Source organism: Sphingomonas sp. Leaf208 (genome assembly GCF_001421415.1).
GTDB lineage: Bacteria > Pseudomonadota > Alphaproteobacteria > Sphingomonadales > Sphingomonadaceae > Sphingomonas.
In genome coordinates, this window is the sequence record NZ_LMKH01000035.1 from 230,000 (window position 1) to 255,879 (window position 25,880).

22 protein-coding genes are annotated in these 25,880 nt (G+C 65.9%); 10 read left to right on the forward strand and 12 right to left on the reverse strand.

Translation table 11 applies throughout. The features are described 5' to 3' along the window. Nucleotides 1-67: 67 nt before the first annotated feature. The 3 genes from ASE69_RS16045 to ASE69_RS16055 all read left to right on the forward strand — a co-directional run bounded on the left by ASE69_RS16045 (nucleotide 68) and on the right by ASE69_RS16055 (nucleotide 1,008). Nucleotides 68-256, forward strand: a complete 189-nt coding sequence (locus ASE69_RS16045; RefSeq protein WP_056488880.1) for a hypothetical protein — start codon at nucleotides 68-70, stop codon at nucleotides 254-256. Nucleotides 257-296: 40 nt separating this feature from the next. Continuing rightward, the gene (locus tag ASE69_RS16050; protein WP_056488882.1) at nucleotides 297-656 is read left to right on the forward strand and encodes a hypothetical protein; all 360 of its coding nucleotides are present in this window, start codon (nucleotides 297-299) and stop codon (nucleotides 654-656) included. Between the two features lie 148 nt (nucleotides 657-804). Next, on the forward strand, nucleotides 805-1,008 hold the full coding sequence (locus ASE69_RS16055; RefSeq protein WP_056488889.1) for a DUF5818 domain-containing protein: 204 nt from the start codon (nucleotides 805-807) through the stop codon (nucleotides 1,006-1,008). Between the two features lie 261 nt (nucleotides 1,009-1,269). Here ASE69_RS16055 and rpsU read toward each other — a convergent pair whose 3' ends face one another. Beyond that, on the reverse strand, nucleotides 1,270-1,470 hold the full coding sequence (gene rpsU, locus ASE69_RS16060) for a 30S ribosomal protein S21 (protein WP_031393196.1): 201 nt from the start codon (nucleotides 1,468-1,470) through the stop codon (nucleotides 1,270-1,272). A 145-nt stretch (nucleotides 1,471-1,615) separates the two neighbouring features. After that, nucleotides 1,616-4,594, reverse strand: coding sequence for a TonB-dependent receptor (locus ASE69_RS16065; RefSeq protein WP_235518871.1), 2,979 nt, complete (start codon nucleotides 4,592-4,594; stop codon nucleotides 1,616-1,618). Nucleotides 4,595-4,959: 365 nt separating this feature from the next. Here ASE69_RS16065 and rhmD point away from each other — a divergent pair, with 365 nt between their 5' ends. From rhmD to ASE69_RS16100, 7 genes are all read left to right on the forward strand, one after another. Continuing rightward, a complete protein-coding gene (rhmD, locus tag ASE69_RS16070) occupies nucleotides 4,960-6,144 on the forward strand; it encodes an L-rhamnonate dehydratase (RefSeq protein ID WP_056065412.1) in 1,185 nt (394 codons plus the stop codon). Nucleotides 6,145-6,187: 43 nt separating this feature from the next. After that, on the forward strand, nucleotides 6,188-7,045 hold the full coding sequence (locus ASE69_RS16075) for a fumarylacetoacetate hydrolase family protein (RefSeq protein WP_056488891.1): 858 nt from the start codon (nucleotides 6,188-6,190) through the stop codon (nucleotides 7,043-7,045). After that, a complete protein-coding gene (locus ASE69_RS16080; RefSeq protein WP_056488893.1) occupies nucleotides 7,042-7,791 on the forward strand; it encodes an SDR family NAD(P)-dependent oxidoreductase in 750 nt (249 codons plus the stop codon). Before ASE69_RS16075 ends, ASE69_RS16080 begins: the two co-directional genes overlap by 4 nt. A gap of 221 nt (nucleotides 7,792-8,012) precedes the next feature. Then, nucleotides 8,013-8,915 (forward strand): amidohydrolase family protein, encoded by a 903-nt coding sequence (locus ASE69_RS22200; protein ID WP_056488895.1) that lies wholly within the window; start codon nucleotides 8,013-8,015, stop codon nucleotides 8,913-8,915. Further along, complete coding sequence (gene rhaT, locus ASE69_RS16090) at nucleotides 8,912-9,979, forward strand: L-rhamnose/proton symporter RhaT (protein ID WP_056488897.1); 1,068 nt, start codon at nucleotides 8,912-8,914, stop codon at nucleotides 9,977-9,979. Before ASE69_RS22200 ends, rhaT begins: the two co-directional genes overlap by 4 nt. Continuing rightward, entirely contained in the window at nucleotides 9,976-11,058 is a 1,083-nt protein-coding gene (locus tag ASE69_RS16095; RefSeq protein WP_056488899.1) for a glycoside hydrolase family 43 protein, read from the forward strand. Before rhaT ends, ASE69_RS16095 begins: the two co-directional genes overlap by 4 nt. Continuing rightward, nucleotides 11,058-11,894 (forward strand): alpha/beta hydrolase, encoded by an 837-nt coding sequence (locus tag ASE69_RS16100; RefSeq protein ID WP_056489441.1) that lies wholly within the window; start codon nucleotides 11,058-11,060, stop codon nucleotides 11,892-11,894. The genes ASE69_RS16095 and ASE69_RS16100 overlap by 1 nt, the downstream gene beginning before the upstream one ends. Here the strand turns inward: ASE69_RS16100 and ASE69_RS16105 are convergent. The 10 genes from ASE69_RS16105 to ASE69_RS16150 form a co-directional block, all read right to left on the reverse strand. After that, nucleotides 11,891-12,859 carry a glycoside hydrolase family 43 gene (locus ASE69_RS16105; protein WP_235518874.1) on the reverse strand — a complete coding sequence of 323 codons (969 nt, stop codon included), beginning with the start codon at nucleotides 12,857-12,859 and terminating at the stop codon, nucleotides 11,891-11,893. The genes ASE69_RS16100 and ASE69_RS16105 overlap by 4 nt on opposite strands. Beyond that, nucleotides 12,856-14,400, reverse strand: coding sequence for an MFS transporter (locus ASE69_RS16110; protein WP_056488901.1), 1,545 nt, complete (start codon nucleotides 14,398-14,400; stop codon nucleotides 12,856-12,858). The genes ASE69_RS16105 and ASE69_RS16110 overlap by 4 nt, the downstream gene beginning before the upstream one ends. Beyond that, nucleotides 14,390-16,909, reverse strand: coding sequence for a glycosyl hydrolase 115 family protein (locus ASE69_RS16115; protein WP_235518875.1), 2,520 nt, complete (start codon nucleotides 16,907-16,909; stop codon nucleotides 14,390-14,392). The genes ASE69_RS16110 and ASE69_RS16115 overlap by 11 nt, the downstream gene beginning before the upstream one ends. Nucleotides 16,910-16,983: 74 nt before the next feature. Next, a complete protein-coding gene (locus tag ASE69_RS16120) occupies nucleotides 16,984-18,096 on the reverse strand; it encodes a glycoside hydrolase family 105 protein (RefSeq protein WP_056488903.1) in 1,113 nt (370 codons plus the stop codon). Further along, nucleotides 18,097-19,329, reverse strand: a complete 1,233-nt coding sequence (locus ASE69_RS16125; RefSeq protein WP_056488905.1) for a glycosyl hydrolase 53 family protein — start codon at nucleotides 19,327-19,329, stop codon at nucleotides 18,097-18,099. After that, the gene (locus tag ASE69_RS16130; RefSeq protein ID WP_056488908.1) at nucleotides 19,326-22,349 is read right to left on the reverse strand and encodes a glycoside hydrolase family 35 protein; all 3,024 of its coding nucleotides are present in this window, start codon (nucleotides 22,347-22,349) and stop codon (nucleotides 19,326-19,328) included. Before ASE69_RS16130 ends, ASE69_RS16125 begins: the two co-directional genes overlap by 4 nt. After that, nucleotides 22,342-22,656, reverse strand: coding sequence for an L-rhamnose mutarotase (locus ASE69_RS16135; protein WP_056488910.1), 315 nt, complete (start codon nucleotides 22,654-22,656; stop codon nucleotides 22,342-22,344). Before ASE69_RS16135 ends, ASE69_RS16130 begins: the two co-directional genes overlap by 8 nt. A gap of 73 nt (nucleotides 22,657-22,729) precedes the next feature. Next, on the reverse strand, nucleotides 22,730-24,250 hold the full coding sequence (locus ASE69_RS16140) for a glycoside hydrolase family 28 protein (RefSeq protein WP_235518878.1): 1,521 nt from the start codon (nucleotides 24,248-24,250) through the stop codon (nucleotides 22,730-22,732). Between the two features lie 14 nt (nucleotides 24,251-24,264). Beyond that, nucleotides 24,265-25,029, reverse strand: a complete 765-nt coding sequence (locus tag ASE69_RS16145) for an SDR family NAD(P)-dependent oxidoreductase (RefSeq protein WP_056488912.1) — start codon at nucleotides 25,027-25,029, stop codon at nucleotides 24,265-24,267. A 10-nt stretch (nucleotides 25,030-25,039) separates the two neighbouring features. Next, a complete protein-coding gene (locus tag ASE69_RS16150; protein WP_056488914.1) occupies nucleotides 25,040-25,843 on the reverse strand; it encodes an IclR family transcriptional regulator in 804 nt (267 codons plus the stop codon). Nucleotides 25,844-25,880 lie beyond the last annotated feature (37 nt).

The following is a 25,880-nucleotide window of genomic DNA, read 5'->3' on the forward strand; positions in this document are numbered from 1 at the left end:
GAGGGCCCGCAGCGTTTGAACGGCAGCCGACACGCGCGACGTGCGCGGCGCAGTAGGAGAGTAGAGCGTGGCGCAATCACCGTTCCTGAACGATCCGCGGGAACAACTGGCCAGGCATATCGCTGCGGCGGTCGCCTCACCGATCACCGAGGTCCGCGCCATGCACATCAGGGCGGCGGAGCATCTCTCCGAACTGGCGAAAGAGAACCGCCTGCCGGCGCGCTCGGGCAAGACCAAGACCGCGAAAGACGCCTAGGGGTTTCGGACCGTATCGACCTGTCGGCGAGTCGACGAGGATGACATCGATTGGCTGGATGCCGGCGGCTCGGGGAGCCTGTGAGAATTTTCGCGCCGCGACCGCCGGTTCGCGCAACGCGAGGCATTCCGTCTATATCGTGCTGCTGCATGACTCGCGGTTCCCGGAGCGCTGGGGACTATATGTCGGGCAGACGTCGCGCGATCCGGACTGGCGGTTCGATCAGCACAAGCTCGGATACAAGGCCAGCGGTGCGGTCAGGAGGTTCGGGGTGCATCTACTGCCCGAGCTCGTCGAGCATCTGAACCCTATGCAGCAATGGGAGTCGCTGGAACTCGAAGCCGCGCTCGCCGATGCGTTTCGGGAGGCGGGCGTTCCGTGGGTCGAGGGCGGCCATTAGCGCGCGATCGGCATCGGTGCGGAGAGTATCGTTCGATGCAGTGATCGACCTGGTCGTTGGGGCGGAGAAATAATATGCGGCGTAACTGCATGGAAACGCCTCGCTTCTTGGGATACGCGCTATCTCGAGCAACGGGAATGGCACGCGCATGACGACAATCGGTACAGTAATCGACGAGACCGGGATGCTGCTTCGCGATGGCGGTGCATTCTATCTGCGTCGGGATCTTGGCGGTCGCTACCAGCTCGAGCTGCACCGCGTACCGGTCGATCTGGTCGAGAAGCGGGTCCGCGTGCGCGGTACGCTCGTCGGCGCCGACCTGGTCAACGCGGACGGTGTCGCCCCGGAATAGACGCATTAAGGTATGGATGGCGGCGTGAGGCCTGGGCCGGAGCCGGGACGGGCTCAACTGCCAAAGCCGTTAGTCAGCCGTCATCGTCAGCAGCGATGATGCTGCTGTGAACTCACAGTTACGTCGGCAGGATGTCGGGATCGAGTGGATACGCGATGTCGCGAATCAATCGGCCAGTACCGCAGGCGCCATTCCGGAGCGGCGCATGATGTCGGACCGGGCTTGCACGAGCATTATCGTGCAAGCCCGGTCCGGGAACGATCAGTTATCGCGCTCGGCGCGCTTGCGATCGGCCTTGCGTGCACGGCTGACCGCGGCAGCATGCTCGCGGGCACGCTTTTCCGACGGCTTCTCGTAATGACGACGAAGCTTCATCTCGCGGTACACGCCTTCGCGCTGCAGCTTCTTCTTCAAGGCGCGGAGGGCCTGGTCGACGTTATTGTCGCGAACGATTATTTGCATGCTATCAAGGGCTCTCGGCTATCGTGACGGTCTTTCGAATCAACGCCCGCTTTATGAGCGCCGCGACAGGAAGCCAAGTCCCTATCGGCCTGGCCGACCACGCGGCCGTCGTTGAAGGGGAGTTTTCCCCTGTTTGGGTCGATCGTCACAGCTTGAAGTTGACGCCGAACGTCACCGTGCGACCGATCCGGGTCTGGAACAGCGTGTCCTGACGGACGCTGTCGGTATAAAGCCGGTTCTGCTCGTCGGTCAGGTTGGTGCCCTCGAGGATAAGCTTCACGGTGTCCGTGACCGCGAACGAGGCGGAGGCATCGACGAACAGCGTGCTGTCATTGCCCTGGAGATCGCTGCCGGGGGAGGCGGGGATGCCGCGGATAAAGCCGTCGCGGTAATTGGCGGTGCCGCGGATGCTGAACTTGCTGTCCTCGTAATAGAGCGTGCCCGATGCGGTGTTCTTCGACAGGCCGATCAGGTTGGCGGTGGTCGTGACGGTCGGCACGCCGTTCACGCTGGCGAGGATATAGTCGATCCGCGAGGTGACGTGCGTGTAGTTCGCCAGCGCGCCGAAGTTCCTGAGGAACCCCGGCAGGAAGGTGAACGGCACCTGCGCGTTGACCTCGACGCCCTTCAACGGGCCACCCGGCGTGTTGAGCGGCTGCGCGATCGTGAACTGTTCGCTCGGCAACGTGTTGCTGCCCGCGAGGAGCTCGTTCGGCAGGCCGAGATCGCTGAACGGGATGAGCGTGTTGACGCTCTGCACGTAGGATTTGAGATCCTTGTAGAAGAACGCGGCGGACAGCAGCGCGCCGGGGCGGAAATACCATTCGATCGCCGCATCGAAGGTGTTGGCGCGGATCGGATCGAGTTGCGGGTTCTGGACGCTGCCGTTGCGCGTGATCGCGTTGACGCCGCTGGTGGGGGTCAGCACGCCGAGTTCCGGTCGGGCGAGCACCTTCGCGCCCGAGAAGCGGAACAGCAGGTCTTTGATCGGCTCGATCACGAGGTTACCGGAGGGCAGCCAGTCGCTGTACCGCTTGTTCGCGGTGGCGAACCGACCCGTCACGCCTGTCGGCGAGCCTGCGAGCGCGACCGAGATGAAGCCCGACGACAGCTGGTCGGTGTGGACGAAGCGGACGCCCGCATCGCCGCGGACGCCGATGCCGCCGAGCCGGTCGCCGAGATCGAACGCCGCCATCGCATAGGCCGACGAGACTTCCTCGAGCACGCGGCTGGACTGCGCGCCGCATTCGGTGCCGCAATAGCGCACCGCATCCAGGTTGAACGTGCTGATCAACTTGTCGGGATCGAGCGATGCCCAGCTCGACGGCGCGCCGTTGCCCCAGAGATTGCCGACTCCGCTGATCTGGTGCGTGATGTTGGCGAGCGTGGTACCGGCGGGCAGCGCCCTGGTAAGCGTGTCCGCAGTGTACGGGATGACGTTGCGCAACGTGAAATCGCTGCGGCGATATTGGCCGCCCGCCTTCAGCGTCAGCACGTCGGCGACCTTCCAGTGCAGGTTCGTTTCCGCGGTCAGTCCGTTGTTGGTGTTGGTCGAGGGACGCGCCTGGAAGCTGTAGCCGCCGCGCACGGTGCCGTCGGCAAGCGCAGGTCCGTAGTTGAAGCGGGTCGGATCGGACACGTCGAAACCGAAGCCGAGCTTCGGCGTATCTTTGCCGTCGCGGTAGTCGATCGAGAAATTGGGCGTGTCGATCGCATCGATGAAATACTGGAAACGCCGCTTGCCGAAGGCCTTGGCCTGATTGAGCCCGAACAAGGCGGTGATCCCGAAGCTGTCGGTGAAGTCGTGCTTGATGTTGAGATTGGCCTGCTTGAACGTCGACGTGAAATCGTCGACCAGCCCTTCGGAGCGAACGTCGACGCCGTCAAACAGGCCGTAGATCAGGCTGCCTTGCGGTGTCAGCTGGACGTCCTTGATCGACATCACCGGCTGGCCGTTGTTCGCCGCTGAACGCGCGAACGAAATCGCCTCGATGTAATTGTCCCGGCGCACGACGTGGAAGCGCGAATAGAGCAGGTCGAGCGAGATATCGGTCGCCGCGTCGGGCTGGAACTGGAAGCTGAGCGTGCCACCGAGCCGCTTCTGCTTCTGTTCCGAATTCAGATAGCGCGGGATGCGCGGGAAGAACGCGCCGCTGCCGGCGGTGTTGGGCAGGTCGGGGCGGCGGGCGGCGAGCACCGTATTGAACGCCGCCGCCGTGCTGGTACGCGGCGTGCCGGGATAGCAGTTCGCGGCATCGGCACCCTTGCTGCCGATCGCCGGCGTGGCGGGCGCGAAGCCGACTGGCGAACAGAACAGCCCGTTGGTATTGGCGGACAGGATGTCGACGGCGGAATAGCCGACTTCGCGGATGTCGCGTTCCTGATAGGCGACCGAGCCAAGGACGCCGAACCTTCCGTCGTCGAACTTCTTCGCGATCAGCAACGAAGCGCGCGGGTTCACCTTCTTGGCGAGTTCGCTGTAGACGCCGCGGACGGTCGCGCTGAGCGTGAAGTCCTGCTTGCCGGCCAGTGGCTTGGGTGCGGACAGGTCGACGGTTGCGCCGAGCGAGCCTTCCTCGACATCGGCCGAGGGCGTCTTGCGTACCGCGAGCGACGAAAAGATCTCGGTCGGGAAAACGTTGAAATCGAAACTACGACCGTTGTTGCCGCCGCCATAGATGTCGGACGATCCGGTCTGCGACGTGCCTTCCATGCCGTTGATGCGGACGCGGGTGAACGCCGCGCCCAGCCCGCGAACGGAGATGTTGCGGCCTTCGCCACCGTCACCGCGGGCAAGCGCGACGCCGGGAATGCGCTGCATCGATTCGGCCAGGTTCGAGTCGGGGAATTTGCCGATGTCCTCCGCGACGATGCTGTCGATCGCAGCGGTTTCGTTGCGCTTCTGGTTGATCGCGGTGGTGAGCGACGCGCGGAAACCCGTGACGATGATGTCGTCGGTCTGAACTACGTCCGCGGGCGTCGCAGGTTCGGGGGGAGTCTCCGCAGTTATCGTCGTCGGCGGGGCTGCCTGCTGAGCCGTGGCGGTGGTCGCAACCCCGGCAGAGAGCAGCGCGAGCATCGATGTGCCGCTACGAATGCAGGCCGTGAGACGTAAACCGTTCATTGGTATCCCCCCTTTGCGCAGAACCACTCTCCGGTGATTTACCACATTGTAAGATGACTGATCACATATCATCTATTTATGGCCGTGTCAGGCCTTTTCCGTGGGGTGGTTGGATGCGACCCGGTCTGCAGACATTCACGAGGGATTTCCAGTATCAGCCCAAGTCTGCGTTTGACGCGGACATTCTCATCAAGTAATCATTCGTCTCACAAAATGAGATGATACAAATCATCGGGTGAGACGTGAATGTGCTGCGTTGCCGGGTCGAAGCAGACCAGGCGGGCAGGACGCGGACATCGTTCGATGGTGTGTGCGACGCGCCTCCGGTGGGGCGCGGGGGATGAGGAGCGTTGAGCGTGGCGATTGTGACTTTGCCGAAGATCAAGCACGTCCGGGCGTTCGTCGTCCGTGGTGGTGGTGCCGATTATCACGACCAGGGCGCGGGGCACTGGATCGACGACCACATCGCGACGCCGATGAGCCGCTATCCCGAATACCGCCAGTCGCGTCAGAGCTTCGGGATCAACGTGCTCGGCACGCTGGTCGTCGAGATCGAGGCGGAGGACGGCACGGTCGGTTTCGCGGTCACCACCGGTGGTGAACCCGCGGCGTTCATCGTCGAGAAGCACCTCGCACGGTTCCTCGAAGGGCGCTCGCCGACCGAGTACGAGAAGATCTGGGACCAGATGTATTTCTCGACGCAATATTACGGCCGCAAGGGGCTGGTCGTGAATGCGATCTCCGGCGTCGATCTCGCGCTGTGGGATCTGCTTGGCAAGCTGCGGCAGGAGCCGGTCTATCACCTGCTCGGCGGTGCGGTGCGCGACGAACTGCAATTCTACGCGACCGGCGCACGGCCCGACGTAGCGAAGGAGCTCGGCTTCATCGGTGGCAAGATGCCGCTCCACCACGGCCCTGCCGAGGGCGCCGAGGGCATGAAGAAGAACATCGCCATGATCGCCGACATGCGCGAGAAATGCGGTCCCGATTTCTGGCTGATGCTCGACTGCTGGATGGCGCTCGACGTCGACTATGCCACGCGGCTCGCGATCGCCGCGCACGAGCATGGCCTGAAGTGGATCGAGGAGGCGATCAGCCCCGACGATTACTGGGGCTATGCCGAGCTCAAGCGCAACGTCCCCAAGGGCATGCTGGTCACCACCGGCGAGCATGAGGCGACGCGCTGGGGCTTCCGGATGCTGCTTGAGATGGACTGTTGCGACATCATCCAGCCGGACGTTGGCTGGTGCGGTGGCGTCACCGAACTGCTCAAGATCAGCGCGCTGGCTGATGCGCATGGCAAGATGGTCGTGCCGCACGGGTCGTCGGTCTACAGCTACCACTTCGTCATCACGCGCCACAATTCGCCGTTCGCCGAGTTCCTGATGATGCATCCGGGACCGACCGAGGTGGTGCCGATGTTCCATCCGCAGCTGCTCGGCGAGCCCGTGCCGCAGAACGGCCGGATGAAGGCGAGCGCGCTCGATGCGCCAGGGTTCGGCGTCACGCTCAACCCCGAGATCGCGATGCACCGCCCGTACACGCATTGATCCAGTCTCTCTTTTTGCCATTCTCTTTTCCGAAAGTCCCCTCATGAAACTCTGCCGCTACGGCCAACCCGGCCAGGAAAAGCCCGGCATCGTCGATGCCGATGGTGCGATCCGCGATCTGTCGGGCGTGATCGACGATCTCAGCGTCGCAACGCTGGGGCAGGCGCTTACGGCCAATCCCGCGTCGCTGCCGGTCGTCGACGGCACGCCGCGCTACGGCGTCCCGATCAAGGGCATCGGCAAGATCGTCGCGATCGGTCTCAACTACCGCGATCACGCGATCGAATCCGGCCTGCCGATCCCCACCGAACCGATGATGTTCATGAAGCCGCTGTCCAGCCTCAGCGGTCCGAACGACGACGTCGTCCTGCCGCGCGGTTCGACGCATGGCGACTGGGAAGTCGAGCTCGGCGTGATCATCGGCAAGACCTGCCGCTACGTCTCCGAAGACGAGGCGCTCGACAAGGTCGCGGGCTATGTCCTCGCCAACGACGTGTCGGAGCGTTTCAATCAAAAGCAGCGCGGGTCACAGTGGAGCAAGGGCAAGGGCCACGACACCTTCTGCCCGGTCGGCCCGTGGCTGGTGACGCCCGACGAGATCGGCGACGCGCAGGACCTCGACATGCATCTCGACGTCAACGGCGTGCGGATGCAGACCGGCAACACGAAGACGATGATCTTCGACCTGAAGCAGCTCATTTCCTACGTCAGCGAATACGTCACGCTGTACCCCGGCGACCTCCTGATCACCGGCACGCCGCCGGGCGTCGGCGAGGGCAAGAAGCCCGAATCGATCTCCCTGAAGGCGGGCGACGTGATGGAACTCGGCATTGCCGGGCTCGGCACGCAGCGTCAGTCGGTCGTCGAATGGCGCCATCTGGGTGAAGGTTCGATCGCATGACGATCTATGGGGGGCGGTTTGCCGGTCGCTGCGCGATCGTCACCGGCGGCGCGTCGGGGCTCGGCAAGGATGTCGCCAAGCGGATCGTCGCCGAGGGCGGCAGCGTCGTGCTGTGGGATCTCGATGCCACCAAGCTCGCGGTCGCGAAGGACGAGGTCGGCGCGGCGCATGTCGTCGCGCTTGACGTGTCCGACGTCGACGCGGTCGTCGCGGCGGCGGCCGAGAGCGCGGCCGTGCTCGGCAAGGTCGACATCCTGATCTGTTCGGCCGGAATCACCGGGGCGACCGCACCGGTCCACGAATACCCGCTCGACAGCTGGAAACGCGTCGTCGACATCAATTTGAATGGGCTGTTCTATTGCTGCCGGACGGTCGTGCCGTTGATGTTGGCGAACGGCTATGGCCGCATCGTCAACGTGTCGTCGGTGGCGGGCAAGGAGGGCAATCCCAACGCGTCCGCCTATTCGGCGACCAAGGCGGCGGTGATCGGCCTGACGAAATCGCTCGGCAAGGAACTCGCGGGCAGGGGCATCATCGCCAACGCGCTGACCCCGGCGACGTTCGAGAGCCCGATCCTCGAGCAGCTGCCAGCGAGTCAGGTCGAGTATATGCGTTCGAAGATCCCGATGGGGCGGCTGGGCGAGATCCCGGAATCGACCGCGATGGTATGCTTCATGGCGTCCGAGGAGTGCAGCTTCACGACGGCGTCGACCTTCGACACGTCGGGCGGAAGGACGACGTTCTAGGGGTGAGTTCTGTATCCTCCCCCTGGCGGGGGGAGGTGGCTGGTACTTGCCAGACGGAGGGGGAGGTAAGGGTAACCTCTGTTCCGTATCCTCCCCCTCCGTCGCCTTTGGCGCCACCTCCCCCTGACGGGGGAGGATCGTTCCGACTGTCATCCCAAATCGCTCAGCCAACGCTGCCCGGCACGAGGCGGTACGGTTCAACAAACCCAGGAGAGAAGGCGATGATCCCGTTCGTCGATGCGCATATCCACCTGTGGGACCTGAGCCACATCCGCTACCCGTGGCTGTCGCCGCCGTTCGCCGATGACGGCCCCAATGGCAGCGTCGAGCCGATCGCGCGCGACTTCGGGATCGCCGAGTACCGCGCGGCGCTCGCGCGGTGGAATGTCGTCGGCGCGGTGCATGTCGACGCGGGTGCGGACCCGGTGCACGCGCTCGACGAGACGCGCTGGCTGGAGGGGATCGCCGCCGAGCACGGCTTGCCCAACGCGATCGTCGCCTACGCACCGCTGGACGATGCCGACGTCGAGACGCACCTCGCTGCGCAGGCTGCGTTCCCCCATGTTCGGGGCATCCGTCAGATCGTCAACTGGCACACCGATCCGGCTCGCAGCTACACGGCGCGCGACCTCACGCAGGATGCCCAGTGGCAGGCTGGCTACGCGCTGCTGCGGACGCACGCGCTCTCGTTCGACCTGCAATGCTATCCCGCGCAGATGCCCGGCCTTGCGCGGCTGATCGCGCATCATCCCGAAGTTCCGGTCATCATCAACCATCTCGGCATGCCGGTGCTCACTGATCCCGATGGCATCGCGGAATGGCGCGACAGCCTTCGCGCGCTCGCTGCCTTGCCGCATGTCGCGATCAAGCTGTCGGGGCTCGGCTTCATCGCGCGCGACTGGACGCCGGAAAGCGTGCGGCCCTTCCTGCTCGAAGCGATCGACCTGTTCGGCACCGATCGCTGTCTGTTCGCCAGCGACGCGCCGACCGACACACTGTTCGCGCCGATCGATCGCTATCTCGAAACCTATCACGCGTTGGTTGCCGACTTCGCCGAAGACGAACGCCGCGCGCTGTTCGGCGGCAATGCGAACCGGATCTACCGGCTGGGTCTCAACCTTTGAACCCGCTGCTCGGGGTGCTGTATCACTGGCTCGGCGGGCTCGCGTCGGCGAGCTTCTACGTCCCCTATCGCGGCGTGAAGCGCTGGTCGTGGGAGATCTACTGGCTGACGGGCGGTATCGTGTCGTGGCTGGTCGCGCCGTGGTTCTTCGCCAGCCTTCAGACGCAGGACCCGCTCGGTGTGCTCGGTCGCGCGCCGTCGACTGCGTTCTGGTGGCCGATGGTGTTCGGCGTGCTGTGGGGGTTCGGCGGGCTCGGCTACGGGCTCGTCATGCGGTATCTCGGGCTGTCGCTCGGCATGGCGGTCGTACTTGGATTATGCACCGTATTCGGCACGCTGATCCCGCCGGCGTTCACCGGCGAGTTCCATAAAAAGCTGATCGCGACCACCTCCGGAAACATCGTCCTCGCCGGTATCGGCCTGACGCTCGCCGGCATCGTCGTCGTCGCGATCGCGGGCGCGATGAAGGATGCGCTGCTGACGCCGGAGCAGAAGCTGGCGGTCGTCGCCGAGTTCGATTTCCGCAAGGGCATCGTCGTCGCGATCGGCGCCGGGATCATGTCCGCGTGCTTCGCGTTCGGGCTGGCCGCTGGCGAACCGATCAAGGCGCTGTCGGCGACCGCGGGGACCGGGCCGCTCTGGACCGGGCTTCCCGTGTTGTGCCTCATCATGGCCGGTGGGCTCGTCACCAACGGCGCCTGGTGCGCGTGGCTGATCGTGAAGAACCGGAGCGCAAAGCAATGGCTTGGCCGCACGACCGGCGGCGCCCGTCCGCCACTCGTGCGCAATTACGCACTCAGCGCACTCGCGGGCGTCACCTGGTATTTCCAGTTCTTCTTCTACACGATGGGGGAGAGCCAAATGGGACGCCTCGGCTTCTCGAGCTGGACGCTGCACATGGCGAGCATCATCATTTTCGGCACGCTGTGGGGCTTCGCGTTCCGCGAGTGGAAGGACGCCGGCGCGCAGATCAAGACTGTGGTCTGGTCGGGTGTCGCGCTGCTGCTGATCGCGACCGTGGTGATCGGCTATGGCAACAGCATAGCGGTGGAGACCGTCGCATGACCCGGATCGCGCACCTGATCGCCGCTAACCTGCTGGCACTCGCGGGGGCCGCACCGGCAACCCCGCCGCGCGAGCCCGATGCCCCGCTGGTGATGACCGCGATGCACCTCCACGATCCGTGGATCGTCGCCGACAAGGCCAGCCGTACCTACTACCTCTTCACCCGCAACGAGGTCGCGATGACCGGCGACCCGCGGCTGGGTACGATGATGTATGCCAGCCGCGACCTGAAGCACTGGACCAGGCCCAAGCTGGTGTTCGTGTTGCCCGGCGACGTCTGGGCCAAGGCGGGAAGCTGGGCGCCGGAAGTGCACCGTTGGAAGAACCGCTGGTATCTCTTCGCGACGTTCCACGATCCGGCCTCGCCGCTGACGCCCAACGGCAACCGCGCGACCTATCGCCGCGGGACCGTCCTCGCGGTCGCGGACAAGATCGACGGGCCCTACGCCTTGGTCCGGGGCGGTGAGCCGATCGTGTCGAAAGACCAGATGTCGCTCGACGGCACGCTGTACGTCGACCCGAAGGGCAAGCCGTGGCTCGTCTACGCGCATGAATGGTGGCAGACGACGATCGGCACGATGGAGGCCGTGCCGCTGAACGACGACCTGTCCGCGACGGGCTCGGCCAAGCGCCTGTTCGCGGCGAACGACGCGGCGTGGGTGGTCGGCCAGAAACAGCCCGATGGCGATACGGTCTATGTCACCGACGGCCCCGAACTGTACCGCAGCAAGACCGGCAAGCTGCTGATGCTGTGGTCGAGCTATGGCAAGAAGGGCTATGTCGAGGGGCAGGCACGCTCGCGATCGGGCCGCATCGAGGGGCCGTGGGAGCAACTCGGTCCGCTCGTCGAACGCGACAGCGGCCACGGCATGCTGTTCCGCGCGTTCGACGGGCGACTGATGATGATCCTCCACCGGCCGTTCAACTTCGCACTCGGCAAGCTCTACGAGATGCGCGACGAGGGCGATCGGCTGGCGGTGGTGCGCGAGGCGACCGAACTCGACGGCGAGGCGTATCCGACGCATCCCTGCACGCCGGGGCACTCGTCGTTCGACAACGCTAAACCGGGGTGTTCGTGATGCTGGGTACAGATGATGTGTGGCCGCTGTGGGCGGACGAGCCGGCGGTGACGTTCGAGGATCGTTCGGTTGCGGCCGAGGTTGCGATCGTCACGGCGGTTGACCAGCCGGTGCTGCTCGGGTTCCGTGCCGCCAAGCCCAATGGCCGGGCGATGCTCGTGCTTGGCGGCGGTGGCTACACGCAGTTGATGGCGGGCAGGGAAGGGGTGCAGGTCGCGGCCTGGCTGACGGGGCTCGGCTATCACGCGTTCTTCCTGATCCACCGCTTTCCCAACGCTGCGCACGGTATTGCCGCACCGCTCGACGACGCGCGCGAAGCTATGCGTCGCGTTCGCGCGAGCGGTCTGGCGGCGGTGGGACTCGGCGTGGTTGGACTATCGTCTGGCGGTCATCTGGCTGCATGCCTCGCCGCGGCGTATCCGGACGAATGGACGGCGCCGGTATCGCGTCATCCCGACGCGCCGACGCGGCCCGACGTGATGGTCATGGGGTATGCCCCGATCTCCACCAACGCGGCGGGACGGACGATCATCGCCGACAAGCCGCCTTTGCCGCCGGCCGAGAAACAGGCGATGTACGATCGGCTGCAACCCGATGCGCAACTTCTGCCGTCGCCGCCGCCTGCATTCATCGTCTATGCGGGCAACGACCCCGTCGTTCCGGTCGAGAATGCCCGCCGGCTCCACACGGCGTGGCAGGACGCCGGCGGTGCGGCCGAACTCCACGTCTTCGCCGACGCGCCGCATGGTTTCGCGCTGGATACGCAGAAGCTGCCGGTCTCGATCTGGCCGACGCTGTGCGAGGCGTGGCTGCGGCAGGTCGGCTTTCTCGATTAGCGGCGCACGGGCCGGATCTCGGTCGGCGCGTCGCGGTCGACCGTGAGGATGCCTTCGTTTGCCTTCAGTTCGGCAATCTGGAGCACGCTGCGGCGGTGCCATTCCGGATCGCGCGCGGACTGTGGTTCGCCGGACTGCTGGACGAAATAGACGATGTACGCGCGATCTCCCGCGACGATCACGTCGGGATGTTGCCCCTTGGCGCGATCGGTCTCGGCACGGCCCGGCGTCGCGAGCAGATAGTCCGGTTGCCGCGTCCAGTGCTCGCCGTCCGTCGAGCGCATCGCCAGCAATCCCTTCCACGCGTCGGAGATCAGCCACCAGCGGCCCTTCCAGCGGAACGCCTTCGGTCCCTCGCCGGGCGTGTCGACGATAGTGCCCTTTACGCGCCAGTGCACCAGATCGTCGCTGTCGGCATAACGGATCGCCTTGTTCAGCCGCTCGTCATTGTACCAGAGTCGATAGCCGCCACCGGGCAGTGCCGCGACGCTCGCGTCGATCACCCGGTCGGAGCCTAGCGACAGCCGCTCGCCGCAGGTCCAGCGCTTCAGGTCGCGCGAGGTCAGGTGAACGATGAACCGCGGCGCGTTCCAGTCGCGGAAGACGCCCGGCACGACTGTCAGCCACATATGCCACCGGCCCGCGAGATACTGGATTTCGGGCGCCCACAACGTCGCGCCGGTGCAGGATGCGGGGATCGCCGCGATGCCGCCGTAACGCCAGCGCACGCCGTCACGCGAGCGGGCGGTGCCGATCGCGGTACCGTGCACCCAGCGCACGTCCTTCGCGTCGGCCATCGGCAGGTCGGCGCGGCGGTTGGTGTAGAACATCACCCATTCGCGGCGGGCGGGGTCGTAGACGGTCGAGGGATCGGCGGCGCCATCGTGCACCGGATCACGGAACAGAGGTTTCGGCGCGACTGGCGAGCCTGCGCCGGCGAGCAACGCAGCGGCGATCAGGATCACCGCGTGCCCGCCGCCGCGACGGGGTTGTTGCCCCAGAGCTTGTCATAGGACCAGCCCGACAGATCCTCGACCACGCGCGCGTTGTCCGGCGTCGACGGAGTCCGCTCGCCGCGCCGCAGATGCTCGATCTCCTCCAGCAGGATCGCATGCGTGGCGGGCGTCAGGCGGAACCGCGTCGACACGAGCACGCCGAACACCAGCATCGCGATCGTCCCTGCGCCCAGCACCGCGACGATCGCGTAGATCGCCTGCGGGCTCTGCGCGGTCGCCTTCGAGACGAAGCCTGATGCCTGCATGACCTGCCCGACCAAGATCACCGCCAGCGCCTGGCTCATCTTTCGCACGAACGTCATCACGCCGGCGAACGCGCCCTCGCGACGGCGCCCGGTAACGATCTCGTCGACGTCGGCCATGTAGTTGTAGGTCGCCCAGGGGATGTAGTTCAGCGCGCCGCGCCCCAACCCGGCGAACACCACCGGCAGCCAGAACAGCGCCGACGTCGCGGTATAGCCCGCCGCGTACATCGCGAGGAAGATCACCACGCCGATCGCGAAGCTCAACGCCGCGAACCGGTAGGCGGCGGCGGGCGACAGCCGCAGCGCAAAGTTGATTGCCAGCACCACTGCAACGAGCTGGACGATGTACGTCACGCCGACCAGGTTCGCGACGATCGCGGTCGATCCGGCAAGCGCGAAGATCACGAAATAGGTGAAGGCCGCGTTGTAGATGTCCTGGCTAATATAGCCGCCCAGATACATGCCGAGATGGAGGCGGAACGCGCGGATCCGCAACGTCGAGAACAGGTTGCGATAAAGCGCCTTGAACGCCGCGCCGAGCGACGCCTTCTCGACGGCCTGGACCTCGTCGAGCCCCTCCGGCCGCTGCCGCTCCCAGCTGAACGCGTACAGCAGACCCGCAGCGCCCATGAACAGCACCGAGAAGATCATGCCCATAAACAGATACGTGTCGGGCGAATCCGGGCCGAGATACGCGATCAGCCAGCCTGGGAGGAACGCCGCCGCAATCGCCGAGCACTGGCCGCACAGGATGCGCGCGCCGGCGAATTTGGCCTTGGTGCGGTAGTCGGTCGCCATCTCCGAAGCGAGCGTCTCGTACGGGATGATCTCCATCGCGTAGACCATCTCGAACAGCACGTACGTCACGAGATAATACCAGAAGCCCTGGCCTGCGACCCACATGATCGCGAACGACGGCAGCAGCGGGATCGCGGCGAGGATGAAGAACCGCCGCCGTCCGAACTTGCGCCCCAGCCAGCTCCGCCCGAGATTGTCCGACAGGTGGCCGATCGTCGGGCTGGTGAACGCATCGAGCACCCGCGCGACGCCGAAGATGATCGTCGCCTGCGCCGCGGACAGTCCGCAGAAGCTGGTGTAGAAGATCAGGATCCACGTGCTGATGACCGCCATCGACCCCGCGCCGAGCACGTCGTTCGATCCGTAGGCGAGCAGATTGTACCAGCGTACCGGACGGGCAGGCCCGAGCGGCAGGGCCGGACGGGCGGCGATCGGATCAGTGGCCATGCGAAAGTCCTTGGGTACCGGCGTTGGCTGAAGATGAGGCGGCTAAAGATGAGGCGGCTGGAGTTGAGGCGGGAATCGGATCGAAGCGCAGCGCGTCGAACACGATCGCGGGGTCGTCGATGCCGATTGACACGGTATGCCGTCCGGCCGCGATCGGTGTCGGCAGCGCGAGGTCGAGACGGTTGTCGAGCACCGCGAGCGCCCATGCGCGGTCGCCGGTCTTGCGGGGAACGCCGACGCGCACGGGTGTCCCGCCGTCGATCGCGATCGTTACCGCGAGGTCGGCGCCTTCGGTCGTAGGATAGGTCGGCAACATTTCCGCTGCGAGCCGCCAGCGACCAGGGGGGAGCGTGACATTATACGACAGCGTTGCCGGCGCCGCCGCGGCTACCGCAGCACCGTTGCGGCCGAGGCGGTCGACCACGCGCCAGCCGGTGCGTGGACCTTCTGCCTCTTCCGCCTCGATCACGATCGTTGCCGTTGGCAAAACCTCCCGGTTCCCCGGCGAAGGCCGGGGCCCAGTTGGAACGACTGAGGTAATGGAGGGCGGCGCGATCTCACCAGGGACCTTCCAACTGGGCCCCGGCCTCCGCCGGGGAGGTGCAGTTGGGGCGGGCAGGATTGGAACCGACAAGCGGTAACGGCGCCATTGCCCGTCGGCAGGTTCGACCGCCATCATCCCCTGCCACTTCCCGCCCGCGAGCTCATTATTGTAGCGGCGCGTCAGCGCGGTGATTTCCGTATCCGCTGCGCGCGAACGCTCGCCTGCGACTGCCGCACCAACCGGCTCGGTATCGCGCAGGCGGTCATGCGCCTCGGCATCGAACACGCGCGTGTTAGCGAGTGCCGCCGCAGTCACCGGATAGTCGACCAGTTCGAAGAACGCGTCGCGTCGGTCGGCCGCAATGCGCGGCGCGATCGAGCGGACGCGCGCGCGCAACGTATCGAAGGCGGCGAGGCGGGTAGCGATCTCGGCAGGGGCAAGCGGGCTCGGCTTCGAGAGTTCGCCGGGCAGCCACCATTGCAGATGCTCGGGCCGGCGCTGGAAGTTCAGCCGGTGATGCTCGGCCATGATCGCGGCGATCTCCGGCGCGACATCGGCGCCGACCGTGCCGGCCGCCCAGTCCCCGACGACGGTATCGATCGGTTTGCCGCGCGTGCCCGGTACGTCCCACGCAAGCTGCAGGAAATAATCGGTCGCGAGTTCCGCGGGCTTGAGGTCGCCGACATTGGCGACCCACATCCGCCGTGCACCCGCATCCCAGGCACGTCCCAGTTCCTCGCGGATCAGCGCGGGCGGGGTGGTCGACAGCCAGAGATACGACAGCGGCGCCCCGAGATAGGACAAGTGATAATAGATGCCCGATCCGCCCGCCCGCTCGCGCTCGGCGGCGTCGGGGACGTGACGGATATAGCCGAAATTATCGTCGGGCCACATCAGCGTGACGTCGTCGGGTAATTTCAGCCCGCCGCGATATACGTCGAGCACTTCCTTGTACGGCGTGAAGACCTGCGAGACGCGCGTCAGATCCCGGTTCACGCCGCGCGCCAGCATCGCGCGCTGATCGGTGAATATGCGTCCGAGCAACGAGCGGCGCGCATCGTCGGTAGTCGGGCCGACGATCCCGCTGTCGTGGATGCCGCGCATCCCGAGCGTCCAGACGCTCTCGTACTGGCCGTTCGCCCGGACGCGCGCGCGCCAATAGTCGGCCACGCCGGCGGGGTTGGTCACATAGTTGAACTCGGTCGCCGGTGCCGTCCATTCGCCGACATTGTTGCGCAGCATCGGCTCGGCATGGCTCGATCCCATGACGATTGCATAGCGGTCGGCGAGGCGCGCATTCTCCGGGTTCGCGTTGAACGGCGCGGTGACTTTGTGCATCGCCGGCCAGACCATGTTCGCCTTCAGCCGCAGCATGAGCTCGAACAGTTTGGCATAGGTCTTCGGCCCGATCGTGCCGGCCTCGGGCTCGAACGTGCTGGCAGCCCAGGGTTGCAGCCCCCAGTCCTCGTCGTTGAGGAAAATCCCGCGATACTGGACCGACGGCGGCCCGAAGCGGTGGAGACCGGTCGCCGCATAAATCGCGGCGTGATGCTCGGGCGTGGCGTCGGCCCACCAATGCCACGGCGACACGCCGATCGCGCGTGACAGCTCGTACGCGCCGAACGCGGTCCCGCGACGATCGCTGCCGACGATCACCAGCGCTGCCGGGATACCGGGTGCGGGGTTGGCGACGGTGGCGATCACGAAGCTCTCCCACGCGCCGCGCAGTTTCGAGACGTCGAGCGCGCCCCGCCGGACCAGCCGGTCGATCGCGGGGTTGCGACCGAGCGTGCCGAGCCAGACCTGCGTGCCGTTGGCGGTCGTGGCACGGGTCACGCGCCGGAGGTCGCTCGTCAGGTCGGCGGCGGCGATCCGGACGACCGCGTGGTCACCCGGCGCCGTCACCACGCGCGCGATGCCTCGCGCATCCGCCAGTGCGAGACCCGCCCCGGGTTCGAACGACACGAGACGTGCGACCGGCTCGGCCGAGGCTGGCGCCCCGAGCCATAGCGCGGCCGCGAACAAGGCACGCCGCAGGGTCAGATATAGGTCCGCAGGAACTCGGCGAGCGCGACCATCGCGAGGCTCTGGCCGTAAGGCATCGAGGTGAGCGCGATGTCCTTGTAGAATTGCTGCGTGTCGCCCATCGCTGTGCCGAAGCTGACCTGCTTCAGTTCGCCGGCCTCGTCGATATTGGCGAGCACGCCCTGCACGGCCTTGATCCCGACCGCCTCATAGTGGGGCGGCAGATAGCCTTTCCGGACGCCCTTCAGGATGCCGTAGGCGAAGCCCGCGGTCGCCGACGCCTCGAGATAGCTGGTCGGGTCCATCACCAGCGTGTGCCACAGGCCGCTATCGTCCTGCGTCTCGGCGAGCGTCTTCACCTGCGCTGCGAGCGTATCGATCAGGAAGGTGCGGAACGCGTCGCCCACCGGCAGGTCGAGGATCTCGATGATCTCCGGGATCGCGATCGTCACCCAGCAATTGCCGCGGGCCCACAGCGCCTCCGCGAAATTGTGCCGCCCGTTGAAGTCCCAGCCGTGGAACCAGAGCCCGGTCTTCTTGTCGAACAGGTATTTGATATGGACGAGGAACTGCCGCTTGGCCTCCTCGACATAGTGCGGCCGGTTCAGCAGCAGGCCGATCTTGGCGAGCGGCAAGACCGACATCATTAGCGTGTCGTCCCACATCTCGCCCGGATTCTCGTCATTGTAGACGATGTGCTGGAACCCGCCCTCCTCGGTTTTGGGCAGCCCGTCCGGCGCCATCAGCCATTCGGCCCAGGTGTCGAGATAGGGGATGTAGCGCGGATCCGGCTCGCGCTCGTAGAGATAGGCGAGCGTGATGAACGGCGCGACGGTGTTGATGTTCTTGGTCGGCGTGCCCTCGGCGAAGCGATCCTCGAACCACTGCTTGATGATCGCCAACGCGCCTGCGTCGCCGGTCTGCTCGTAATAGCGCCACATCCCGAACAGGCCGACGCCGTGCGTCCATTCCCAGCCGGCCCAGCCCTTGGTGTCGATGACCCGGCCGTCTTCGAGGCGCAGGAGGAACTCGCCCGTCTCGTCCTTGATGTTGACGAGGTTGTCCATCAGCTTGGCGATCGCGGCGGTCACGTCCGCGCGCGGCACATTATGGGTGAGGGCAGCCACTTATAGTCTCCTGTTGGGACGCGCAGGGCTGAGCCCGTAGTCGCGCGCCATCGTCCGATAGAGGGTGAGAAATTCGGGGTCCGCGTCGTAGCGGCCGCCATGACCGGTCGACGGCGTCGTGCCGTTCGGTGGCGTCAGTGCGGTTGGTGTCGTCACGGCGTCGGGTGCTTCGGCGGCGTTGATCCCCTGCGAGAGGAGGTCAGGCTTGGGGCCTTCGCCGGCGGGCGTGCCGTTGTGCGTGAAGATGGCTTCCTGGTGCCGCGTCGGCTCCCAGATGAAGCTGCCCCAGCCGTGCGGCTGCGCGTGGACGAGGTCGTTGATGTAGCGTTTGCGCGACGAATATTCGAGCGCGAGAAAGCCGTGATCGGGATAGGTCTTGGCGAACTCGGTAAAGGTTCGCGCCCAGTCGCCCTGCGCCTGTTGCTGGTAGCACGAGAAGCCGGTGGCATCGAATTTGACGCCGCGCTGAAGCAGATTGTGCATCCAGTAGCGGACGATCGGCCAGTGCCGCCCGAGATGATTGTGCACCGCCACCCGCGCCTCGGGCGTCGCCTCACGCGCGCCGGCGATCCCGGCTTTCAACAGCATCGCGAACCGGTCGTATCCGCCGGCGCCGGGCACGTTCATGTGTACCGCGTCGGTTTGCGGATTGCCGGTAGGGATGGTCAGCGGCACGCGTCCGTCGGGCCAGAGCATGCCGAAGGTCGTCTCGTTGCCGATCACGACGAGGTCTGGCGCGGCGCCCGCGCGCTTCATTGCCGACAGCGCGTCGACGGTATGGCGGTGGACCGCCTCGACCAGTTTGGGGAACGTGAGCGCAGCCCAGGCGGCGGGCTTGTCCTGATGCTGCGGATCCGCCCAGGTGTCCGAGTAATGCAGCGTCAGCGACAGGTGGAAACCGGCGGCCTTGATCCGCTTGGCGAACGCGATCGTGCGCGGCAGGTCGCACCACGGCCCGCCCGGCTTGCCGCTCGAATACCCCTTCGCGGGATCGACGAAGAGCCGCAGTTTGATCGCGTTGAACCCGGCACCGCGGAGGATCTCGAGCGGGTCCTTCGCGACGCCGTTCTCGTAATACTTCGCACCGCCGAACTCGTCCTCAGGAATCCACGAGACGTCTGCGCCGATCAGATAGGGCCATGGCCTTGCGCCGCTTCCGACCTTTGCGGCTGGTGCGATGCTGGCGAGACAGGCTGCTCCAGCGCCCGCGCCAAATGTTCTGCGCGTGATCATTTGGCGGCGCCCAGCCGGTCGGGTGCCGCCATTATCCGCACCGGCACGCCGCCCTTGACGTTGCGCATCGTCACCAGGCGGACCTGCTCGATCGCATCGCCGGGCGCGCCGTCGGACGTGACTGCGAGCGCGACGGTGTTCGCGCTGTGGTGGTTGAGGATGCCCTCGGGGATCGGGAACACGCGCTGCGGTCCGACATGCGCGATGAACTGCCCCATGTTCCAGCCGTTGACAAACAGCAGCGCACGGTAGCGGGCGACCGAGCGCGGCGTCGTCGTGTCGCCGAATGCGAGCGCGATCGTCGTGTCCTGGCCCTTCGGCACCGCGAGATCGAAGCGCGTGCGATACCAGGTCGTGCCGGGTGTCGCCGTGGTGGCGGGGAGGGTCGCTGCGGCCCAGGCCTCGTCGTCGAAGCCGGGCAGGTGCCAGCCGAACCGTTCGCCATATTGGCCGCCGTTGTTGGCGGGGCCGCGCGCCGGATCGGGGAGGTCCTCGCCGCCGAGCTTGCCCTGGATCTTCCACGCGATCGGCACGCCGAAGCTGCGCCCGCCCGGTGCCTCGATCGACGCGGAGACCAGCCCGCGCGCTTCCTTGTGATAATCGTCGGAATCGAGGTCCCAATTGTGACCGTTGTTGCGCACCATGACGCTGACGACATGCTCGCGAGCGGCTTGTGCGGAGGCGGGCAGGTCGAACCGTGCGAGCCCGGTCGTGATCGGCCGTGGCAGTCCGCTGGGCAGCTCATTCTGGCCGACGAACTGTCCGTCGATCCAGACCTGGATCATCCCCGAACCACCTGCGCCGTAGAACAAGGCGATCTGCTTGGCGTCAGGCGTGCCGGTGAAGCGGCCGCGATACCAGACGTCGCCGTCGTGGAAGCCGTAGGAGTCCATCGTCAGGTTCGGCTGGCCATCGGGCTTCGCGGTCGTCGTCGCGCTGCCGCGCCCGTCGATCGCCTGCCAACCGCTGTCGTCGAAGCCGGGTGTAGCTTCGGGGGAGCCCTGGGCCATCCGCCATCCGGTCAATGCTGGGAGCGCGACGGGCGCTGGACCGGGCAATGCCGTCGTCGCGCTTCGGCTACCGATCGCGGTCGTCTTCGTCGCAACCGCCGTCCCGTTCCACCGCACCGACCGAAGTGCGGCGGGAGCCCAGATTTCGAGCGGCGTTGTGTCGGCAGTATCGCCGGTCAGCGCCAGCGTGCCGCCGGTCGCCTTGGTCGAGCGCAGCAACGTGGGGCCGCGCACCAGCACCGCGTCGCTGCCCCGCCAATAGCGTACCGCCTCGGCCTCGTCGGCAAGGATCAGCGTGAGGGCAGGACGCCCGCCGCCGGTAATCCGCACCACCGCGCGCCCGGCATGCATATAGTCGAGCCTGAGGTCGCCTTTCGCCGCGTCGAACGCGGACATTACCTTGCCTTCGAGCACGGTCACTGTTGGCGCAGACGTATAGCGCAGCACCGTCTCGCCGGTCTCACCTGCGCGACCGTACAGCAGCATCACGTCGCCGCGATCGATCGTCAGCGCGGCTTGCAATTCGGACGTCGAATAGACCAGCCGTTGCCCGCCGAAATTAACCCCCGCAACCAGCCATTTCGCGTCGAACCCGTTCAGCCGCATCGGCTCGGCCTGCGGGAAGGTGTAGCGCCCGTCGGGCAGGTCGGCGGTGATCGTGAAGCGGTCGTCGGTCTGGCCGTTGGACGGCTTGTGCGTCACCATCAGGAAGCGCGCATCGCTCTCCGGGCTGCGGTTGTGATACGCCTGCACGTTCGGCGACGACACCTCTACCGGTGCGGCGGGGACCATGCCCGCAAGATCCGGCACCGTGGCGATCAGCCCACCAAGCTGTTTCATCTCCTCCGCCTTGCTCCTAAGCTCGCGTGCTTCGGAGATCGCGGAGCCGTAGTCGTAGCTCGTGAACACGACCGGGGCGGGGAGCCAGCCCCAGCTGGTGCCGCCATAGCCCATGTAGAAGCTCTGGATGTCGATGCCGTTGGCGAGATTGGTGCCGTAGAACACGCGCTGGAACCGCTTGCCGCGCTGGACGGCGTTGCATTCGTAGCCGCCGTTCGAGCCCCAGTAATCGAACCAGCCGCCACCGAACTCCGCGAGGAAAGCCGGCGTATCGGGCGAGGCGGACGCGCCGCCCTTTGCACCGCCGGGGCCGTAGAACCCCCAGTCGGGTGCCGCGACGCCGCGCGTCGGCTTGCCCGCGACGGTGCAGGTGCCACCGGGATAACCGTCGAACGCGTAGAGATCGCCCGGCCCCTTCACGACGTTCGCGACGGTCGAGGACTCGGGGACCCAGTATCCGTTGCGACCCTGGTCGTTGTGGAACAGCGGCACGGTGATGCCGTCGGCGCGCGCCTTGGCGTAGAGATGGTCCATGTAGCGGCGCTGCGCAGGCGTGGTCAGCGCCAGTTCGTTCTCGATCTGGTGGAGGATGACGCTGCCGCTATGGCCCTTGCCGTCGCCATTGATCTGGTGCCGCGCGATGATCGCGTTGACGTGGGTGAGCCACTCATCGACTGCCGCGAGATACGCCGGGTCGTCGGTCCTTGCCCGCGCCTTCTGGTTGACCAGCCAGCCCGGAAACCCGCCGCGCGACAGCTCCGCGTTCACATACGGGCCGGCGCGGGTGATGACATAAAGCCCTTCTTCCTGGGCCATCGCCAGGACGCGCTCGACGTCGCGGATGCCGGTGAAGTCGTACACGCCCTGTTTGGGGCTGTGATATCCCCAGTCAAAATACAGCGCGACGGTGTTGAACCCGCTCGCCTTCATCTTCTGCAATATATCGCGCCACAGATCGGGGCTGGGCAGGCGGAACGGGTGGAATTCGCTCGACCAGATCACCTCGCGCTTGCCGTCGATCATCAGCGATCGTGCGTCGTACGAGACGCGGCCGAAGGTCTTGACCGGCGCCGCGAGGTTCTGCGTCGGGCGGGCGACCTGCGCCGTTGCCATCACCGGCGTCAGCGCGGTGGCGAGCGCCAGCGCGATCAGGCGGGTGCGGTCAATCATGGTGGAAGATCAGCGGGAGCGACCATTCCTTCGGGCGGTTGTTATTCTCAACCTCCATCAGCGGCGCCATGTGATCCCACCAGCGTTTCATCACCGGGTGATCGGGGAGGGCATCGCGGGTGTTCGGTTCGGCGAGCTTCAGGACCGCGAACAGCGACAGCGTCCCCTCGTCGAGGAAAATCGAATAGTCATGGATGCCGCTTTCGGTCAGCAAGGCGGACAGTTCGGGCCAGATCTCGTCGTGGCGCTTGCGGTATTCATCGACCACGCCGGGCTTCAGCTGCATCCTGAACGCATGGATCGACATCGCACCCTCCCAATCCACTATGTGGTATTGCTATGTACGATTTGGTAAAGGCGTTCCGGGCTCAGGTCAAACGCTAACCGCGCCAGAGCGGCGTCCGCGTCACCGAAAGTCCGGCGGTGTCTTCGATCCCGAAGGGCGGGCGGGCATCGGGTCTGGTAGTGGCCAGATCGAGGCGGTCGATCACGAGGCCCTTCGCGTGCCGGACCCACAAGCCCCAGGCGGGCAGTACGCCGAACATGCCCGGTTCCGGATAGGCGCCCGCGAGGTCTTCAGGCCTGCGTGCGGCATCTTCGGGCGTGCCGCCGCCACGATAGGACAGATGGATGCGGGATAGCGTGACGTCCTCGACAGGATAGCCGGGAAGCCCCGCGATCGCCGCGGCGAAGCGGTGATCGATCCCCGTCGCGTCGATGTCGCTTAGCGCCACCCGCCGGATCGCACCTACCTGCGTTCCGGCTGGACCGCGGCGTCGGTCGCCGATCCGCAGGAACAGCGGTGCGGTGGTCACGTCGCGCATCGTGATGCGGCGCGCGACGACGTCCTCCATGACGCCGCCATCGACCGTCTCCAGTGCGAGCCCGCGGCAGTGGGTGAAGCTGCAATCCTCGATCAGGATGCGCCGGTATCCGCCGTTGCTCTCGGTCCCGAGCTTGATCCGCCCCGTCACGCGGTCGCGGTCGGGTGCGAGTTGTTGCGTCATCCGCCGCGAGCCATCGAGCATCGTCCCGAGGTCGTAACCCGAGACGGCGCAATGCCGCACCGTCACGTCCTCCGCAGCGACCGCGCGACCGAGCGCGAAACTGCTTTTGATGACGATCGCGTCGTCGTTGGGCGTGTTGACGCGGCACCGCTCGACGATCGTGCGCTGGACGCAATCGAGGTCGATGCCGTCGCGATCCGTGTCGATCGTCAGGTCGTGGATGTGCAGGTCGCGCGTGCCCGTTGCGAGGATGGCGAAATGCCCGCATTTGAGCATCGAAAAGTCGGACAGGCGGATATTGCGGCCGTTCCTGAACGCGATCGCCTTGTTGCCCAGACCGTTCATGCGCGCGGCATCGGGTTCGAGCCGGGCGATCTCGGCCGCGCTCATCTGGCGCATCGATAGCGGCCGCTCGCCGGTCTGCGCCTTCCACCGCGCGCCGGGACCATCGCGGGTGAGCCCTAGCCCGTGGATCAGGCCGGGGCCGACAATCGCGACGTTCTCGACATCCTCGCCCCAGAACAGGCTGTTGCGCCAATGGCTGTGGCCGAAGTCCTGGTACAGTTGCTCGCCGCGGTCTTCGGGCGGGTCGTAGTGCTCGGCATGACGCGCCGGATCGGCCGCCTCGATTACCGCGCCCCTGGCAAGCTGGATAGTCACATGGCTCAGCAGCCGGATCGAGAAACACAGGTACCGTCCCGCGGGGATCAGCACCGTCCCGCCGCCTTGCCGCGCGGCGGCAACGATCGCCGCATTTATCGCGGCGCTATCGATCGCGCTCCCATCGCCGCGCGCGCCGAGTTTGCGCACGTCGATCACCATCGCGGCATGCGCAGGGAAGGGAAGCAGCGCCGCGCCAATCCCCAACCCGACGTCGCGGCGCGTCAGGCACAAGGCCCCAGAGCCGGTTATTGCAGGTTCACGTACATGCCGCCGTCGACCAGCAGCGAGGCTCCGGTGACGTATTGCGCGAGATCGGACGCGAGGAACACGGTCGGTCCGACCAGATCGTCCGGCTTGCCCAACCGCCCAAGCGGAATGCGCTTTTCCATGTACGACCGCTTGCCCTCGTCGGCGAGATCGTCCTTGTTGATGTCCGTCAGGATCGTCCCCGGGAACAGCGAGTTGCAGCGGATCCCGTGCTTGCCGAGCGCGATCGCGACCGACTGCATCAGCGAATGCAGGCCAGCCTTGGTCGGGGTGTAATGCGTCTGATACTCGCCGCCGACCAGCGCCGAGATCGACGACATCGCGATGATCGAACCGCCGTCGCCCTGCTTGACCATCTGGTTGGCCGCCGCCTGGACCATGTAATACGCGCCATGCAGGTTGACGCGCATGGTCCGCTCGAACGTCTCGACCGGCATGTCGAGGAATGCGTGGAACGGGCAGATCCCGGCGTTGTTGACGAACACGTCGACCCGCCCGAGCGCCGCTACGGCCTTGTCGATGAAGTCGCGCGCGGTATCCGGATCGGCGACGTCGCCCTGGATCGCCACGGCTTTTCGACCGAGTGCCTCGATCTCGGCCACGGCGCTCTCGGCACCCGCCACGTCACGCGCGAAATTCAGCGCGACGTCGGCGCCGTGTAGCGCACAACCGATAGCCACCGCGCGGCCGATTCCTGCCGATGCGCCGGTCACCAGCACGGTCTTGCCTTCGAGCAACATTATTTTCTCCCAGTTAGTCGGTTGGCGGCTCGAACCCGAGTTCGCGACTGATCGCGCCCGCGGTGCCGCGCACTTCGTCGGTCAGCGTCGTCATGCGGTCGTCGCTCATATACTGTGCAGCGCTCGACACGCTGATCGCGCCGACGATCTTGCCCGCGGCATCGCGGATCGGCGCGGCGACGCAGCGGATCTGGTCCTCGTTCTCCTCCAGATCGAACGCACGGCCACTGGTCGCATAGCCCTGCATCCGCTCGCGCCACACCTTCGCATCGGCCTTGGGTGCACCCGCCGCCTGGTCCGCGTCGAAGCGCTCCTGCCAATATTTGGGCGAGGAATCGATCATCAGCGCCTTGCCGAGCCCGGTCGAACTCAGCGGCTGGCGATCGCCGACCCGACTGGAAATCGTGATCCGCCGCCGCCCCGGCACCTTGTCGAGATACAGCGCGAAATCGCCGTCGAACACGCCGAGATGCACGGTGTCCTCGGTCGAGGCGGCAAGCTCCTCCAGATAGGGTCGTGCGACCTGCACCAGATCGGCCTGCGCCTGCGCAAGCGTGCCGAGCAGCAACAGCTTGGGCCCGAGCCGGTATCCGGAGCGCGGCGTGAAGGCGAGATAACCGCGATCGACCAACGCACTCAGCAGCCGGTGCGTCGTGCTTTTGGTCAGGTCTAATTTCACCGCGAGTTCGCTGAGCGTCAGCACCTCGTGGCTGACCGCCTCGATCAGATCGAGCCCGCGCATGAGGGTCTGGCTGCCGGCACCGACGCCGTTTCCGGCCGACTCCGACTTGTCGATGTTCGTCGTGGAAGTGTTCATGCCCACTCCATAAGACGGCCTCCTACATGCTGGCAAT